This is a genomic window from Amycolatopsis dendrobii (assembly GCF_014145675.1).
GTDB classification, from domain to species: domain Bacteria; phylum Actinomycetota; class Actinomycetes; order Mycobacteriales; family Pseudonocardiaceae; genus Amycolatopsis; species Amycolatopsis dendrobii.
In genome coordinates this window covers 13769-30495 of the sequence record NZ_JACGZW010000017.1, presented here as the reverse complement: position 1 = coordinate 30495, position 16727 = coordinate 13769, and the positions used below count along the sequence as shown (strand labels likewise).

Below are 16727 nucleotides of genomic sequence, written 5' to 3'. Positions count from 1 at the left end.
ATTCCGCGGGCTTACGGCAGCGGGACGAGCGCTCCCATGCCCTCCCTCGCGAACTGAGTCGCCAGGCGTTGCGGCAACGGGTTCGGGTACAAAATAATCGACGCGAACGGCGACGGCGTGTACCCGGTTCCGCGGTTGCTCTGCAGGTGCACGCTGACATGGACGTTGCGGTCAGCCGGAATTTCGAACGACACCGCACCCCAGGAAACGACGTACTGCCGACCGTCGATTCCCACGAACGGGATGTACGCGCCAGCGTGGTACATAAACGTGGAAATGTCGATCGTGAGCAATCGCCGAGGACCATTGTGCGGGTCGACGTACGGGATTACATTCGGAGTCGAAGCCAGCTCCGGCGGCTCGGTCGCGTCGGTCATTGTTTCCGGGCCTCTCGCTAGGCAACGGGCGAAGCTTACTCTCGACGTGCGCTGGTTGTTGTGCGGCGAAGGCCAAACTGCCAATACCGGACGCGGAACTGCCTTCGCCAGGCCGTGCGGACGATCAGCTAAGAGACGTGCGCATGCGAGCGATGCTGCGCAAGATCCTTTCGCGGTTATTCGCGGCCTTGAGCCAGGTGGGGAGTCTGTCGGCCATGGCCATCCAGATTCGCGCGTGGTTCGCGGTCAGGTACCCCTCTCGAAGCCGAGCGGCGACGTATGCCTCGAGGTAGTCGAGGTGTCGTTCGTTGTAAGCCCACAACACCTGCCCGTCGAAGTCGGTTTGCAGCCACAGCGGTTGCCGCAGGAAGGGATCGCGCACGATCCCGGGAGAGGCCGGCCCGAGCTGAACAGGATCTCGGGCATCCCGAACGCAGCCGCAACGACCGCACGCCAGCCGCCGAGGGGACCGCACCGGATGTTCAGTCGTCGGCGTGCCGGGTTTGACGACGACTTTCGCGCAGTGCGCACAACGAGGGCAGCGAACCAGCACGGCTTCAGCTGTGAAGTCCCACGCGCTCAAATGCTGATCACGGAACCGTTGTCCGCCGTCGCGACTGACTGCCAACCCCATTCGGCCATCCTCGCGTCCGGCCGTCCCGGGCGTCAATCAGAATGAATGGGCGCCGCCAAGAGGCACGGCGCGGCGGTCAGAACTGGTAGTACAGGAACGGGCTGAACGTCCCCGTGGCCACCAAGATCGCCGCGTAAACCAGTCCCACCGTCATGACCCCGATCCGGAGCGCCGTCGCTCCGCGGGTTCGGGACGATTCCAGCAGCGGGCCGGTCACCGGGTGGGCCGGGAGGACGAACACGATCAGCGCCAGCAGCAGGATCACCAGCCGCTGGTTCGTCAGCGCGCTTTCCACGACGTCGCCGAGGCCGCCGAAATCCGGGATCAGCATGTGGCCGATCATCGACAGCGCGTGGCCCAGGTCGGCTGAGCGGAAGAAGACCCAGCCGAACACGACCAGGATCAGGGTCAGCAAACGGCGGGCGATGCGGGCGACCGGGCTGGCCGGAGCGTCGCCGAGGCGGAAGCGGCGTTCGATGACCAGAAGTGCGCCGTGGTAGCAGCCCCAGATCAGGAACGTCCATTGCGCTCCGTGCCAGAAACCCGTCAGCACGAAGACGATCGACAGGTTCCGGTACGTCTTTCCGGCGCCTGAACGGTTGCCGCCCAGCGGGATGTAGACGTAGTCGCGGAACCAGCGCGACAGCGACATGTGCCAGCGACGCCAGAACTCGGTGATCGTCACCGACGAGTACGGGCGGGCGAAGTTCTCCGGCAGCCGGAAGCCGAGCATGCGGCCGAGGCCGATCGCCATGTCCGAGTAACCCGAGAAGTCGAAGAACAACTGCAGGGTGTAGCCGATCGCGCCGAGCCAGGCCGTCGTGAACGTCATCTGGTTCGCCGGGGTGGAGAAGCACGCTTCGACCATCGGGCTGAGCGAGTCGGCGATGATCGACTTCTTGCACAGGCCCAGCGCGAACCTCGGGAAGCCCGCGGCGATGTCGTCCAGCCGGTGCGAACGCCGTTGCGGCAGCTGGTCGGCGATCTCCCGGTAGCGCACGATAGGACCCGCCACGAGCTGCGGGAACATCGCGATGTACGCGGCGAACGACACCGGGTTGCGCAGCGCGTGCCGCTCGCCGCGGTAGATGTCCACCACGTAGGAGATGTGGTGGAAGGTGTAGAAGGAAATGCCGATCGGCACCACGATGTTCGCGACGCCCAGGTCGCCGCCGAACCAGTGCGCGACGGCCGCGATCTGCTGCGTCGCGAAACCGGCGTACTTCCAGATGACGAGCACGAGGACGTCGAGCGTGATGACGCCGATCAGGATCCGCTTCCGGCGCGTGCCGCGGACGTCCCACGGGCTCGGCTCCAGCGCCGGTCCGGCCAGGAAGTTCACCGCCATGCAGAGCAGCAGCAGGAACAGGTACGGGCCGGCGCCGATCGTGTAGAACAGCAGGCTCGCGACCGCGACGATGCCGTTGCGCCAGCTGCGCGGGCACACCAGGACCGCGATCAGCACCGCGGGCATGAAGTACCACAAGAACAGCGGCGAAACGAACGACATCGGTGACGGACCCCCTCGGTTCCGGAGGAGACCTTAGCCCGAGCGGGTGGCTTCGCGGGGCGATGCCCGACGGATCACAGCACGAATCACCGAGGGTGACGGATTTGGGGGGATTTCGCCCTTCGCGCGGGGCGAGCAGGGAAGCTGACCGCGGCCGGGAGCCGAGGAAGTCCGGTGGGGCGGTGGCCTGGGGCGATGGTTGAGCGGCAGGACGGGTGGGCGCGCGATGCGGCAGCGCGAGGGGCGGCGATTGGGGTGGAACGGCGGTGGTGTGATGCGGCAACGCGAGGACAGCGGCAGAAGGCCGGTGGCCGTGCGGATACGGCCGAGGTGCCGAGACTAGGGACAGCTGAGCGGTAACCGTGCGGAAAGCAACAGCGCGAGGGCGACCCCAGAAGACACGTGAGCCTTCCGCCGAACTCAGTCGGTGATCCGGTCCAGCCACTCGCTCATCAAGGCCTTCTCCGCCGCACTCAACCCCGACACCTGCGGCAACACCGCCCGCAAAGCCGTAGCCGCCGCGGCTGGCCCGGGGGTCCGGGACACCGGCCGATCCGTGCTGATCGCCGTTTCCCGGGCCGCGACCGACACCGCGAGGTCGCGGGAATCCGGCGACGTCGAGATCAGGCTCAAAGTCGCTCCCGAACCGGCGGCGTGGACCAAAGCCGCCGCTAGAGACTCCGGCACCCGGAGCCGTCCGGCTGAAGCGACGCGGCTGACTCGCGCCGCGAGGATCTCCAGGGACTTCTCCGGCGCGGGCGAAGGGCCCGGACGGATGGTCATCAGCAGGTAGAGCGCGGGGTTGGCCAGTCCGAATTCCAGGTGCTGGTCCCAGCCCCGCCGCAGGTCCTCCAGCGGGTCCTCGGCGGGAGGCTGAGCCGGTTTCGCTTCCAGGTAATTCTGAACAGTAACGGCGTCGAGCAGGCCGTCCTTGTCTCCGAACAGCCGATAGATCGTCGGGGGCTGGACGCCTGCCGCGGCGTCTTCGGGCCTGTTATCGGCGATAACAGGCCGGTGATTCCAGCGAACTCAGACGCGTCCGGCGATCCGGCGGCGGCGGGCGACCTCGGCCAGCAGCACCCCGGCCGCGACCGAGGCGTTCAGCGATTCCACGCCTGCCGCCATCGGGATCGAGACGGTCGCGTCGCAGGTCTCGCGGACCAGCCGGGAAAGGCCGCGGCCTTCCGAGCCGAGGACGACGACCAGCGGGTCCGCGGCCAGGTCGAGGGCGTCGATGTCGACGGTGCCGTCGGCGTCGAGGCCGACGATCATCAGGCCGTCCGAAGCCCAGGCGCGCAGCTGGCGCGTGAGGTTCGTCGCGACCGCGATCGGCAGCTTCGCCGCGGTACCGGCACTCGTGCGCCACGCGACCGCGGTCATTCCGGCGCTGCGGCGTTCCGGCAACAGCACGCCCTGCGCGCCGAACGCGGCGGCGGACCGGATTACCGCGCCGAGGTTGCGCGGGTCGGTGACCCCGTCGAGCGCGACGAACAGCGGGGTGCTGCCCGAGTCGCGCGCGGCCTGCATCAGGTCGTCCGGGTGCGCGTACTCGAACGGCGGCACTTGCAGGCCGAGGCCCTGGTGCATGGCCCGGTTGGTCTTGCGGTCCAGTTCCTCGCGCGGGATCTCCAGGATCGAGATGCCCTTGTCGCCCGCCAGCCGGACGGCCTCGTTGACCCGGTCGTCGATGTCGATGTTGAGCGCGACGTACAGCGCCGTGCCCGGCACGTCCGCGCGCAGCGCCTCGACGACCGGGTTGCGGCCCGCGATCAGCTCCGGCCGGTCGGCCTTCTTCTGCCGGGCCTGGTCACGCTTGTTGGCGGCGTTGGCAGCGCGGTACGCCTTGTGCCCCGGCCGGTCCTCGGCCCTCGGCGTCGGGCCCTTGCCCTCGAGCGCCTTGCGCCGCTGCCCGCCCGAACCGACGACGGCGCCCTTCTTGGTGCCGGTCTTGCGGATGGCACCTTTGCGCTGTGAGTTGCCTGCCATGAATCCTCAATCTCTGCTGCCGCGGAGGAGGTCAGGAGTTCCTGACCGTCCATTGCGGACCGTTCGGGGTGTCTTCGACCGCGATCCCCGCCGCCACGAGACGGTCGCGGGCGGCGTCCGCGCGGGCGAAGTCCTTCGCCGCACGGGCCTCCTGGCGTTCGGCCAGCAGGGCTTCCACGAGCGTGCCCAGCGCGTCGCGGACGGGGGTGTCCGAGCCGCCGTCCGCCCAGTCCGGCGACAGCGGGTCGAGACCGAGCACGCCGGTCATCCCGCGGACCGTGCCTGCCAATTCGAGCGCCTTGGTGGTGTCGCCCCCGTCGAGGGCGGCGTTACCGTCGCGGACCGTGTTGTGCACCACGGCGAACGCGGCCGGGGTGGCCAGGTCGTCGTCCATCGCCGCGGCGAATTCCGCGGAGACCGGGCCGACGTCCACCGTGCCCGCCGACTCCGCCCGGCGCAGGAACGCCTCGATCCGCCGGTAGCCCTGCGCGGCTTCGGAAACCGCGCCGTCGGAGTACTCGACAGTGGACCGGTAGTGCGGCTGCACCAGGTAGTAGCGCAGTTCGGGCGCCCGGTAGCGCTCCAGCATCGCCGGGATCGAGACCGTGTTGCCCAGCGATTTCGACATCTTCTCGCCGGACATGGTCACCCATGCGTTGTGCAGCCAGTAGCGGGCGAACCCGTCGCCCGCCGCGTTCGACTGCGCGCGTTCGTTCTCGTGGTGCGGGAACACCAGGTCGACGCCGCCGCCGTGGATGTCGAACTCGGCGCCGAGGTAGTTGGTCGCCATCGCCGAGCACTCCAGGTGCCAGCCGGGACGCCCGTCGCCCCACGGCGTCGGCCACGACGGCTCGCCCGGCTTCGCGCTCTTCCACAGCGTGAAGTCGCGCGAATCACGCTTGCCGCGGGTCGGCGTCTCGCCCTGCTGGACCTCGTCGAGCTGCTGTCCCGACAGCGTGCCGTACTCCGGGAACGACTTCACCGAGAAGTACACGTCGCCGGCGACGGCGTACGCGTGCCCGGCTTCGATCAGCCGCTCCATCAGCTGGACCATCTGCGTGACGTGCCCGGTCGCGCGCGGCGTGACCGACGGCGGAAGGCAGCCGAGATCCTCGTACGCCTTCTCGAACGCCCGCTCGTGCGTCGCCGCCCACTCCCACCACGGCCGGCCGGCGTCGGCCGCCTTGGTGAGGATCTTGTCGTCGATGTCGGTGACGTTGCGGACCAGCAGCACGTCCAGTCCACTGTGGAGCAGCCAGCGGCGGAGCACGTCGTAGTTCAGCATGCCGCGGACGTGCCCGATATGCGGTACTCCCTGCACGGTGGCACCGCACACGTAGATCGACGCCGTTCCGCTGCGGACGGGAGTGAACTCCCGAGGGGCACGGGTCGCGGTGTCGTACAGGTGCAAAGCCACGAGGTAAAGGGTACCGGGGCCCGTCGAGGCGATTGTGGGAGACGTCGCAGGACGTCAGAGCACGCCGTGCTCCCGCAGCACGCCCAGCAGCGCGTCCGGCCGTTGCGCGGTGGGCAGCGGGTCGACCAGGGCGAACTGGCAGCCCAGCGCACGGGCGCCGCCGTCGGCTTCCTCGCTGTCCCCGACCATCAAAGTCTCCTCGGCGCGCACGCCGAGCTGCTCGATCGCGGACTGGAAGATCTCTGGCTCCGGCTTCACCGCTCCGACCTCGAAGGACAGGGTGAATTCGGCGACGTGCGCGTCCCAGCCGCGCTGGCCGAACGCGGGCCGGATGTCGAACGCGATGTTGCTCAGCACGCCTGCCTTGCGCCCGCTGCTCGCGACCGCCTTGAGCGCGGCCTCGGTGTCCGGGTACGGCGTCCACTGGTCCGGTGCGATGAGCTGCGCGTACAGTGCCTCGGCCTGGTCGCGCCGAGGCACGCCGGACAGCCGCAGGACCTCCAGGTACACCTTCCGGTGCAGCTCTGGGTCGCGGTCGCGGTTGTGCCAGGCGTACAGGTGCTCCTCGTCGAGTTCGACGGACTGCTCGACCGGTGCGGTCATCCGCCGCATCAGCTCGGTCTGCGCTTCGACGTCCAGCGCGGAGCCGTCGTCGTCGCGCACGTCGTCGAGCCAGCCGTCCTGCTGCTCAAGCCGGAAAAGAGTGCCGGAGAAATCGAACAACACCGCGTTGATGGCCACGCTCCAACCTTATCCGGCGATCAGGGTGCGATGCCGCCCGTTTGTGGTGCCTGGCTCACCTCCGCGGAACTCAGCCCGCCGGGACGTACAGCTCCACGAATTCCGGCGTCGCGTCGAGCCGCACCTTCAGGATCGGCACCGCCTTGTTCACCGGGTCGCCGCGGTCGTCGAACGAGATCATGCCGCTCGCTCCCGGCACCGCGGATTGTCCGTGCAGCCGGTTCCGCGCTTGCAGCACGTCCTGCGCGGTGACCTGCTCCGGAGACACCCGCGGGATGCCGCGGATGGCCCAGACCACGGTCAGCACCGCGTCGTGCGCCAGGATCGCGATGCCGTCGTCCAGCCGTTCGCGGGGGAAGACCGCCGTGAAGCAGCCGTCGCATCCTGGTTCTTCGAAGCTCGCGACGGCCGCCTTGTTGAACGACTCGGGATGGTCGCGCCAGGCCTGCGGGTGCGCGAGCCCTGGCGCGAGCACGGTGACGTTCGCCTGCAGACCGCGGCGCATCTCCGGGCCGGGCGGGCCGACCTGTGCGAGGTCGCCGGTCAACACGGTCAGGTGTTTATCGAGGCAGGGGCGCTGGGCGAGCTGCGCGACGAACGACTTCAGGTGGTCCTCGCGGCCGGCGAAGTACACGACGTCCGGGTTGTCGCCGCAGATGTTGGGCATCATCTGCAGGAACGTGTTCTCGATCCCGGGCAGGCTGGAGTCGTAGGACTCGGTGCGCCCGACGATCCGGTGCGCAGCGTCGGCGAACGTCTTGGTGAACGCCGTGGCCAGCGTCTTCGGGTACAGGTCGCCGGGGTTCTGGTCCTGCACGACGGTCGCGGTGTGCGCGGTCGGCTTCACGTAGCCCGCCATCGAACTACCGTAGGTCGAACTGGTCGGGGAGACCCGCAGGAACCCGGGGATCTGCGAGAACTCGTCGGCGGCAAGGTGCGAGGCGACGACCGGGATGCGGTGGTCGGACAGCTTCTGGATGGCGCTGCGCGCGGTGTCGAGGCTCAGCCCGATGCCGGTCACGCCCACGATCCGGTCGGCTCCGGTGCGGCCGATCAGGTCGTCGACCACCGGCTCCCACTGTTTGAGCTGGCTGCCGGGGTTGGCCAGCAGCAGCCGGATGAGCGGCACGCTGCCCCAGGACTGCGTTTTGTTCGCCCGGTGCTGGGCGACGTACGCCCCTTCGAGCTGATGGCGCACCCATTCGTGCGAGAGGATGTCGTGGTCGGTGAGCGTCATCGGCAGGAGAATCGCGATGGTCACGTACGGCTTCCCGGACCCGACGGTTTCGGCATTTTCCTGATGAATTCTGTTTTCCACATCCGCGAGGTCGGGAGAGAACACGAATTCGCCGTCAGTCGCGCCAATACATTCGGAATTCTCACCGCGTTCCTCGACGCCGGCACCGCACGTGCGGTTCGCCTCGCTGATCGCCGGGACGACGACGAACGCGGCGACGACGATGACCACGACCAGCAGCACCGCGCCGCCGCCCCACAGCCACTTCGCCCAGGCCGGCCGCGGCGGTTTGATCCGTTGCGTCATCGGTAGCGCTCCGCTCGCTCGTGCAGCAGCATTGATCCTCGTCCCCGGCCTTGGGCCAGATGGTGGAATCCGCTCTCGATCGTGGCGTTGAGGGTGCCGCCCGGGTCACCGAGCGGATCGCGCGCCAGCCACAGCGAAACGACCAGCCACGCCACGGTGGTCTCCAGTTCGCCTTCCCACTCGCCGACGCGCTGCTGTACCTGGGTGTATGGATCGGCGTTCTCCACCAGCCGGTTGGGCGCGGCGGTGATCGTGTCCAGTTCGGCCAGCCACGCCTCCGCGGTCGGCACGTCGAACTCGGCGTGCGGCGCGACGAGCGGCTTGCACAGATGCGTCACCACCGCGTCGACGTTCTCGAGCGCCAGGTCGTGGTAGCGAGCGGCGGCGACGCGGCCGTTCTTCTCGTAGAAATCACGGCAGCGCGTGTGCACCTTTTCCCAGCTCAGCGGGTGATCGTCGGCGCGCGTCGCCAGCTTCCGCAGCAGCAGCCGGCGTAGCCACGGATGCAGGACGTAGCGCGACGGATCGTCCGGATCCGCCCGCAGCCACAGCTGATCGGCGAGCTGCTTGAACAGCGGTCCCTCGCCCATCGGATTGCGCAGATCGAGAATTTCCTTGTGGAACAGCATTTCCACGTCGACCGCGGCGCTCGCGGTGACGAGTTCCTGACGGCTCGCGGTGGAAAAGTCTTGCAGCAGATAGTCGCACATCTCGGCGAGCAAGGTGGAATCACTGCCGTCCTCTGCGGTTACCTTGGTGTACAAGGCTTCTCGCAAGGTGTTCGGATTGGCCGGCTCGTACCGCGCGGCGAGCGTCTGCAGCACCTCCCGCACCGCGCCGGGGTGTCCGTCGGTGAGCCGGGACAGGAACCGCGGCAGCCGCGACGTCGGGTGCACGTCGTGCGCGGCGGCGACATCGACGACGTCGCCGCTGGAAAGCGTGCCGAGTTCCAGCAGGTACCAGGGGGACCAGCGGTTGTCCGGCTGGCCGGGGATCCAATCGGTTTCCACGTGCGCGGGCAGCCGCGGCACCGGCCAGTCAAGCCCGCTGGTCCGGTGCTCCGGGTTCCGGCGGATCTCCCGGTCGCTGCCGGGATGCGCGGTGACCATCGACCAGCTCTCGCCCCAGTCCGGATTCCACGTCCGGCTCGTCGCGATCACCACCAGCGGATCGGCCTGGTCCGGCGTGTGCCTGCGCGCCTCGGCGAGCGCGCGCAGGAAGTCCTGTCCGCCCTTCGTGTGCGCGTTGTCCAGCAATACCAGGCAATTCATCGTCCGGCGGGTGCCGGAGATGCCGGAGTACGCGCGGCGCAGGTCGGCGAGGAAGGCGTCGCAGATGATCGCGTCGACCGCGGCCCGGTCCTCGTCGTCGCCGTGCGCGTGCTTGGCGATTTCGATCAGGAAGTCCTGGTGGTTGCCGTGCCCGGTCGGCATGGCCTTGACCTTGCCCATCAGCCGCCGCCGGTCGTACCAGCTGAGCCCGCGCAGCAGCAGTTCGGTCGCCTCGTTCCAACCGGGAAGGCTGTTGCCTGACGTGACGCCGCCGACGAGCTTCACCACGTCCACGATCGCGTCGCGATTGCGTTCCAGCGGCTGGTTTTTCGCGATCAGATCCCGGAGTTTGCGCAGCGCGGCCCGTCGGTCGCCGAGTTCGACCGGCGCGCTGAGCACGAGCATGCATAGCCACAGCCGAGGAAACGCGATACGGCCGAATTGCCGCCATTGCCTGCCGAGATCAAAAGCCAAGTGGCCCAGCAGTTCCCTCGGCTGAATCTGCTCCCAGTCGCGCCGCTCGAAATCGACGAGCGCGTGCGGGATGTCCTCGCACCGGGTGCGCAATTCCTCCAGCAGCGCCGACTTCCCCGATCCGCGCACGCCGAGCGCGACCGCGATCGGCAGCGGTCTGCTCTGTCCTCCCGGACGGGACAGCAGTTCCTCGACCAGCCTCCCGGTGATCGAACGTACTCCGGACAATCGATGCGCATCGACGGGCATCGTCCCCCTTTGGCCGGGCGGCCCCGCTCCCTGCCGCCGCAAACGTCGCGAAATAATTATAATGAGCGACGGGTACCCGCGCAGAAGTTAGCGGAGATCTTTGCCCGAGCGGCGAAGATCATTTTACCGGGCCGTGTTGTTCTCGCTGGTCAAGTATCGGGGAAAATGGAATATCACGATTTCCCGGGCGAGTGCATTTCGCTCAGCCGCGCACCAGCAGCGCGGTCGCGACCGCCGCGATGCCCTCGCCGCGTCCGGTGAGCCCGAGCCCGTCCGACGTCGTCCCGGAAACACTCACGGGTCCGCCGACCGCGTCGCTCAGCACCTGCTGCGCCTCGTCGCGCCGCTTCCCGATCCGCGGGCGGTTGCCGATGACCTGCACGGTGGCATTGGCTACCTGCCAGCCTTCGGCTCGCAGCAACGCACGCACCTCGACGAGCATGTCGGTGCCGTGCGCGCCGTCCATGCGCGGGTCTCCGGTGCCGAAGACCGCGCCGAGGTCGCCGAGGCCCGCGGCGGACAGCAGGGCGTCGCACAGGGCGTGTGCCGCGACGTCGCCGTCCGAGTGGCCCGCACAGCCGTCGGCGCCCGGCCACCGCAGACCGGCCATCCAGCATTCGCGGCCCGGCTCGATCGGATGGACGTCGACGCCGTTGCCTACCCGCAGATCGGTCACAGGGGATCCTCTCGGTCCCCGCCGGCGACGAGCGCTTCGGCGAGGGTGAGTTCGAAGGCGCTCGCGACGCGCATCGCGTCCGGATCGCCGGGGACGGTGGCCGCGCCCGCGGTGTCGGCGAGACCGGGGTCAGCGGAATCGGCGAGTGCGGAACGGAAAGCGGAAAGGGAAAAACCCACCGGGGTTTGCGCGCTGCGGAGACCGTCGCGATCGACGGTGGCGGTGACAATTCCGGATTCGTCGGTCGTTTTCACCGTGTCGGACATCGGCAGCACCGGCACCGCGACGGGCGAGCCGTCCCGGACCGCGGCCAGCACGTTCCGGACTGTCTGTTGTGGAGTGAACGCCCGCAGCGCGTCGTGCACCAGCACGACGGCGTCCGGGGAAAGCAGCGGCTCGACGGCGGCGAAGACCTGCCGGAGCGAGGAGCCGGGAACGACCCGGCAGTCGAGGCCGCGTAATGCCTCGGAAAACGACTTCGCACACCGCTCGGGGGCTGCGGCGACCACCAGATCGATTTCCGGCGTGCCGAGCAGCCCCCGCACGGTGTGCGTGAGTAGTGCTGCGCCGCCGACCGCCGCGAGCGCGAGCTCGGGATCGGCCGGACGGTGCGCGACAGTCACGAACGCGACGCTGTGCACCTGTGGGTTCATCAGGTCGTGATCGTAGGGAACCGGTTGCCTCGGCGGCGAACCGGAGGACCCAGGGTCAGACCGTCGCGGTCTCTAGAACCTCGTCGAGGAGCGTTTCCGCCTTGCCCTCGTCGGTGCCCTCCGCGAGCGCGAGCTCGCTGACCAGGATTTGCCGTGCCTTCGCCAGCATGCGTTTCTCGCCGGCTGAAAGTCCGCGGTCCTTTTCTCGCCGCCAGAGGTCGCGCACCACTTCGGCCACCTTGTTCACATCGCCGGAGGCGAGCTTCTCCAGGTTGGCCTTGTACCGACGAGACCAGTTCGTGGGCTCTTCGGTGTGCGGAGCACGCAGAACATCGAAGACCTTGTCCAGTCCCTCTTGCCCGACGACATCGCGCACGCCGACGATCTCGGCGTTGTCCGCGGGCACGCGAACCGTAAGATCCCCTTGCGCGACTTTGAGGACGAGGTACTTCTTTTCCTCGCCCTTGATCACGCGGGTCTCGATCGCTTCGATGAGTGCGGCACCGTGGTGCGGGTAGACGACGGTCTCTCCGACCTTGAAAACCATGTGTCCTCTGCCCCTTTCGCTGACTCCATCCTATCACGGCTGTTCGGCGGCCACCTAGCGACCCGGGATCGTCGTCGCAGGTCAGCGGCCTGAGCAGGGCTTGACAAACCGGTTTTCGCCGTGCTCATGCAGGTGAGCCGACAGCGCCCCGACCAGTGCCGTGGGATCCTTTGTGGACAGTCGATCGGCCGGGAACGCACACCGGTTCCGCGCGCGGAGAACCGCCCGGCTAGTCTTCGGGAAGGACGAGGCCGTGAAAGGGAAGGACTCTGACGTGAGGCTGCAGAATCGCCGCGTGCTCGGCGCAGGCGTGTCGGCGCTCGGCGCCGCACTCGTGCTCGCCGGTTGCGGAGCCGGTCAGATCACCCAGACCGACACCCAGCAGCCCGCCGTCAACGGCACCTACGCCCAGGTGAAGACGATCGTGCTGCGCAACGTCGCGGTGCAGTACCCGGCGCAGGGCCCCGGCTACGCGGCCGGTTCGCCCGCCCCGCTCACGCTCACCGTGATCAACCAGGGCCAGAAGGACGACAAGCTCGTCTCGGTCACCTCCGAGGGCTCCTCCGGCCCCGCGCAGATCTCCGGGGACACGGCGATCGTCGCCGGGCACTCGCTCGTGATCGGCCCGGCCGACGCGGTCGAGCAGGGCGCCCCGGCGCAGTCGGAGTCGGCCAACAGCACCCCGGCTTCCGAGGCGAACCAGCCCGCCAGCGGCGCGCCCGGCTCCGCCCCGAACAGCTCGGCGAACTCGGCCCCCAACTCGGCGTCGAACACGCCGCAGGCGGGCGAGAACGGCGGCGCGGCGAGCCAGCTCGGCACCGGCAAGGTCGTGCTGCAGGGCCTCAAGCAGCCGCTGTGGCCGGGCGCGACGATCAAGGTCACCTTCACCTTCCAGAACGCCGGCCCGATCGTGGTCGAGCTGCCGGTGGCCGCGCCCGCGCACGCGGGCTCCTGACCGCGTCGCCGCGATTTCTGTCGGTGTCCGCCGATAGCCTCGCGGCGTGGTGAAGAAGACCAGCACCGTCCACCGGTGCGCGGAATGCGGGTACGAAACGGCGAAGTGGGTCGGTCGCTGCCCGGAATGCCAGGCGTGGGGCACGCTCGAGGAGCGCGGCTCGGCGAAACCGGCGATCGCGCGGGTGGCCGCCGGAGCGCCCAGTGCGCCCGCCCGGCCGATCGCCGAGGTCGACGTCGAGGCTGCCCGGGCGAAGGCCACCGGCGTGCCGGAGCTGGACCGGGTGCTCGGCGGCGGGCTCGTGCCCGGCGCGGTCGCGCTGCTGGCCGGTGAACCCGGGGTCGGCAAATCCACGCTGCTGCTCGAAGTCGCCTACCAATGGGCGGTCACGGCAGGGCGTTCGCTGTACGTCACCGGCGAGGAGTCCGCGGGGCAAGTCCGGCTGCGCGCCGAGCGCACCGGGAACGTGCACGGTGAGATGTTCCTCGCGGCGGAGAGCGATCTGTCCGCGATCCTCGGACACGTCGACGCGGTGAAGCCGGGCGTGCTGATCGTCGATTCGGTCCAGACCATGGCATCGCCGCAGGTCGAGGGCTCGCCAGGCGGGGTCACGCAGGTTCGCGCGGTCACCGCCGGGCTCGTCGCGCTCGCCAAGGAACGCGGGCTGCCGGTCGTGCTCGTGGGACATGTCACGAAGGACGGTTCGGTCGCCGGTCCGCGCGTGCTGGAGCACCTGGTGGACGTGGTGCTGCAGTTCGAGGGCGACAAGCATTCGACGCTGCGGATGGTGCGCGGCATCAAGAACCGGTTCGGCGCGGCGGACGAGATCGGCTGTTTCGAGCTCACCGAGGAAGGCATCGTCGGCGTGCCCGATCCGTCCGGCCTGTTCCTGAGCCGGACGGCAGAGCCGGTGCCGGGGACCGCGGTCACGGTCGCGGTCGAAGGGAAACGGCCGCTGCTGGGCGAGGTGCAGGCGCTGGTGTCGAGCAGCGGCATGCCGCAGCCGCGGCGCGCGGTGAGCGGCCTCGATTCGGCGCGGGTCGCCATGGTGCTCGCCGTGATGGAGAAACGCGGCCGGATGAAGCTGGGCGACAAGGACGTCTACGTCGCCACGGTCGGCGGCATGAAGATCACCGAGCCCGCCATCGACCTGGCGCTGGTGCTCGCGCTGACCTCTTCGCTGCACGACGTGGCCCTGTCGCCGCGGCTGGTGGCGGTGGGCGAGGTCGGGCTGGCGGGCGAGATCCGGCGGGTGCCGAACGTCGGGCGGCGGCTGGCCGAGGCGGCCCGGCTCGGCTTCACGCACGCGTTGGTGCCGCCGGATTCCGGCAAGCTCCCGGACGGCATCCGGGTGCTGGAGGTGCCCGACGTGGCGAGTGCGCTCAACGCGGCGAACCACGCGAAATGATCAGCCTCCCGTCCGGTTGGTGGTCTCGGAGGAGAACTGCGCGGAGCTGACCAGAATGCCGGGCGAGAACCCGGTGACGGAACTCGCGGAGAGCACCTGGAGGTCGGTCAGCTGAAGTCGCTTCCGGTTGATTGAGACGAGCACTTTGTACGGGCCGGCGAGTACCGCGTATTGCACGAAGTCCGGAGCGATCTGCACCAGCTGGAAGCCGAGCGTCGGGTCGTCCATCGCTTTCAGGAAGGCACCCCATAGCTCGCGCGACGCGTACCCGGAAGCGAGGACGTTCAGGATCATCCCGGTCGCCGACGGATAGCTGATGCGGCTGGGGACCTTCGTGGTGCCGTAGGTCGACGGTTGCGGCAGCGGGCCGTCGCCCGCGGGCGACAGCGTCGGCGGGATGCGGTCCTTCAGGAGGCGATTGGCCAGCATGGTCGCGTCGGTCGGCAGGCTCGCGACGAATTCCGGGGTCGGCCGGGACCAGCCAAGAGTGCCGGCGGGCGAATCGCCGGGAAAGCGGGCGTCGGGCGTGAACCGCCCGCCGGGCGCCGACTCCTCAGCCTGGGACGGCCCGGGCAGTTTCGCGCTGTCCCGGGGCTCCCCGCCGAGCAGCGTCGGCGGTTCGGACCGGGTCCAGCGGCGTTTCCAGATTCCGGAGGGGTCGGCCGGGATCCACAGGTCCACCTGTTCCTTGACCCGGAACACACTGGTCCCGCCCACTAGCGCGGTGTGGCTGTACCTGGTCACGAGGTGGGTGAACGGCGCGCCCGCTTCCCGGCTCTCCGGCGGGGAACCTGGGCCCGCGGGAGCCAGCGTCGTCGGCGCGCTGGCGAGTTCCCGCACCACGACCACGCCGCCGGTCAGCACCGCGACCGCGGCGGCGACGGCGATCAACCGCCACGCGCCGGAGCGCTTTTTCCGTTGCGGGACAACCGGTTCGTCGGATTCGCTCACGGCCGCGGCGGCCCGCATCATGCTCGCGCGGGCCCGGTCGAGTTCGGCGCGGTCGGTGGCCGTCTCGTGCGGGTGCAGCGCGGCGAGGGCCTCGTCGAGTTCGGCGTCGGACCACAGATGCCGCACGGTGTCGTCGTTCACTGGTCTTTCGCCTCCTCGCGGGTCGATGCGCCTGCGTTGGTGCGCAGCCATCTGCGGATCCGGTGCAGCCTCGAACGCACGGTGCCCGGCGGGATGCCGAGCGCCTCGGCGACTTCGACCGGTTCCAGCCCGGCCCACGAGACCAGCAGCAGCGTGTCGCGGTCGGCAACGCTCAGCTTCGCGAGCGCGCCCGCCAGCTGTCCCGCGCGGGCCTGTGCGTCCACCTGCTCGGCGACCCGGTTGTCGTGCCCGCCGTGGCCGCGGTCGCCGGAATTCGCGAGCCGCGCCGTGGCTCGCAGCGCCCGGGTTTCGCTGCGGACGTGGTGGCGCAGCAGGTTCGTCGCGATCCCGTACAGCCACGAGCGCGCGGTGCCCAGCTCCGGCTGGTAGGACTCCCGGCGGCGCAGCGCGACGAGGAACGTCTCCGCGACGAGATCGTGCGCGGTATCCGGGCCGACGCGGCGCGCTAGGTAGCGGTGCATGGTCGCCGCGTGCGCGTCGAACAGCCGCCCGAAAGCCGGGGCGGGATCGGGTCCGCCCAGGTCGGGGCGGTCCTGCGGGCCGACCGACACCGGCTCGGGACCGTCATGGGTCACCTGCATGCCTGTTCTTGCCCGCACGGCTGGCGAGCGTTCACGGCCTCACCAGATGGGGTGGTCGCTGAACTTCTCCAGCGTGCTCACCGACGGCCGCACGAACCAGAGCCCGGCACTGTAGCCGATCAGGCCGATGGCGAAATTCGCGAAGGTGGCGAGCAGTTCGGTCAAGCCGAGCTTGCCGTGGTTGCCCCAGAGATCCACCAGCGCGGACACCCCGAGCGCGATCAGGCAGCTGCCCGACAGCACGGTGAAACAGGTGGTCAGCGCCGTGCGCGTGCCGCGGGCCCTGGCGATCACCAGGTAGTCGCCTTGCAGGCAGCGGCGCGCGGACAGCACCACCACGGCGATGGCGAGCACGGACAGCATCGGCAGCAGCAGCGCGACGAGACCGAGCAGCCCGCGCGGCAGGCTGTGCCCGTGCAGCGGACGGTTCACGAGCGCGGTGATCCCGAAAACGAGCAGCGTGCCGATCGCCAGCGAAACCCCGATGACCACGGAAGCGACGCGCACCCGGGCGGCGAACAACGGCGGCAGCGGGGCGTACTCCGCGGACTGCTGCCCGTAGTACTGCTTCACCGCATCACCTCCGCGCCGG

Annotated in this window: 17 protein-coding genes; 2 read left to right on the top strand and 15 right to left on the bottom strand. The window is 69.2% G+C overall.

Going from position 1 to position 16727, the window contains the following annotated elements; genetic code table 11:
- Nucleotides 1–11 precede the first annotated feature (11 nt).
- The 12 genes from H4281_RS38300 to H4281_RS38245 all read right to left on the bottom strand — a co-directional run bounded on the left by H4281_RS38300 (nt 12) and on the right by H4281_RS38245 (nt 12078).
- A complete protein-coding gene (locus tag H4281_RS38300; RefSeq protein WP_182895744.1) occupies nt 12–377 on the bottom strand; it encodes a hypothetical protein in 366 nt (121 codons plus the stop codon).
- A 124-nt stretch (nt 378–501) separates the two neighbouring features.
- Nucleotides 502–1011, bottom strand: coding sequence for a hypothetical protein (locus H4281_RS38295; protein ID WP_182895743.1), 510 nt, complete (start codon nt 1009–1011; stop codon nt 502–504).
- A gap of 76 nt (nt 1012–1087) precedes the next feature.
- Complete coding sequence (locus tag H4281_RS38290) at nt 1088–2521, bottom strand: MBOAT family O-acyltransferase (RefSeq protein WP_182895742.1); 1434 nt, start codon at nt 2519–2521, stop codon at nt 1088–1090.
- A gap of 420 nt (nt 2522–2941) precedes the next feature.
- The gene (locus H4281_RS38285) at nt 2942–3304 is read right to left on the bottom strand and encodes a hypothetical protein (RefSeq protein ID WP_246412625.1); all 363 of its coding nucleotides are present in this window, start codon (nt 3302–3304) and stop codon (nt 2942–2944) included.
- A gap of 246 nt (nt 3305–3550) precedes the next feature.
- Nucleotides 3551–4507, bottom strand: coding sequence for a 23S rRNA (guanosine(2251)-2'-O)-methyltransferase RlmB (rlmB, locus tag H4281_RS38280; protein WP_182895741.1), 957 nt, complete (start codon nt 4505–4507; stop codon nt 3551–3553).
- 31 nt (nt 4508–4538) lie between these two features.
- Nucleotides 4539–5924 carry a cysteine--tRNA ligase gene (gene cysS / locus H4281_RS38275; protein WP_182895740.1) on the bottom strand — a complete coding sequence of 462 codons (1386 nt, stop codon included), beginning with the start codon at nt 5922–5924 and terminating at the stop codon, nt 4539–4541.
- 54 nt (nt 5925–5978) lie between these two features.
- The gene (locus tag H4281_RS38270) at nt 5979–6665 is read right to left on the bottom strand and encodes an HAD family hydrolase (protein WP_182895739.1); all 687 of its coding nucleotides are present in this window, start codon (nt 6663–6665) and stop codon (nt 5979–5981) included.
- 70 nt (nt 6666–6735) lie between these two features.
- Nucleotides 6736–8208 (bottom strand): type 1 periplasmic-binding domain-containing protein, encoded by a 1473-nt coding sequence (locus H4281_RS38265; protein WP_182895738.1) that lies wholly within the window; start codon nt 8206–8208, stop codon nt 6736–6738.
- Entirely contained in the window at nt 8205–10202 is a 1998-nt protein-coding gene (locus H4281_RS38260; protein ID WP_182895737.1) for a hypothetical protein, read from the bottom strand. The genes H4281_RS38265 and H4281_RS38260 overlap by 4 nt, the downstream gene beginning before the upstream one ends.
- Nucleotides 10203–10404: 202 nt before the next feature.
- A complete protein-coding gene (ispF, locus tag H4281_RS38255; RefSeq protein WP_182895865.1) occupies nt 10405–10869 on the bottom strand; it encodes a 2-C-methyl-D-erythritol 2,4-cyclodiphosphate synthase in 465 nt (154 codons plus the stop codon).
- A 5-nt stretch (nt 10870–10874) separates the two neighbouring features.
- Nucleotides 10875–11519 (bottom strand): IspD/TarI family cytidylyltransferase, encoded by a 645-nt coding sequence (locus H4281_RS38250; protein ID WP_182895864.1) that lies wholly within the window; start codon nt 11517–11519, stop codon nt 10875–10877.
- Nucleotides 11520–11586: 67 nt separating this feature from the next.
- Nucleotides 11587–12078 (bottom strand): CarD family transcriptional regulator, encoded by a 492-nt coding sequence (locus H4281_RS38245; protein ID WP_009084200.1) that lies wholly within the window; start codon nt 12076–12078, stop codon nt 11587–11589.
- A gap of 274 nt (nt 12079–12352) precedes the next feature.
- Here H4281_RS38245 and H4281_RS38240 point away from each other — a divergent pair, with 274 nt between their 5' ends.
- Both H4281_RS38240 and radA read left to right on the top strand, forming a co-directional pair.
- A complete protein-coding gene (locus tag H4281_RS38240; RefSeq protein WP_182895736.1) occupies nt 12353–13033 on the top strand; it encodes a copper chaperone PCu(A)C domain-containing protein in 681 nt (226 codons plus the stop codon).
- Between the two features lie 46 nt (nt 13034–13079).
- Nucleotides 13080–14441: a DNA repair protein RadA gene (gene radA, locus H4281_RS38235; RefSeq protein WP_182895735.1), complete on the top strand. Its 1362-nt coding sequence runs from the start codon at nt 13080–13082 to the stop codon at nt 14439–14441.
- Here radA and H4281_RS38230 read toward each other — a convergent pair whose 3' ends face one another.
- Genes H4281_RS38230 through H4281_RS38220 form a run of 3 tightly spaced genes read right to left on the bottom strand, consistent with a single transcriptional unit; the run spans nt 14442 to nt 16708 of the window.
- Nucleotides 14442–15533: a hypothetical protein gene (locus tag H4281_RS38230; RefSeq protein ID WP_182895734.1), complete on the bottom strand. Its 1092-nt coding sequence runs from the start codon at nt 15531–15533 to the stop codon at nt 14442–14444.
- Complete coding sequence (locus H4281_RS38225) at nt 15530–16135, bottom strand: RNA polymerase sigma factor (protein WP_182895733.1); 606 nt, start codon at nt 16133–16135, stop codon at nt 15530–15532. The genes H4281_RS38230 and H4281_RS38225 overlap by 4 nt, the downstream gene beginning before the upstream one ends.
- Nucleotides 16136–16174: 39 nt before the next feature.
- Complete coding sequence (locus H4281_RS38220; protein WP_182895732.1) at nt 16175–16708, bottom strand: hypothetical protein; 534 nt, start codon at nt 16706–16708, stop codon at nt 16175–16177.
- Between the last annotated feature and the right edge of the window lie 19 nt (nt 16709–16727).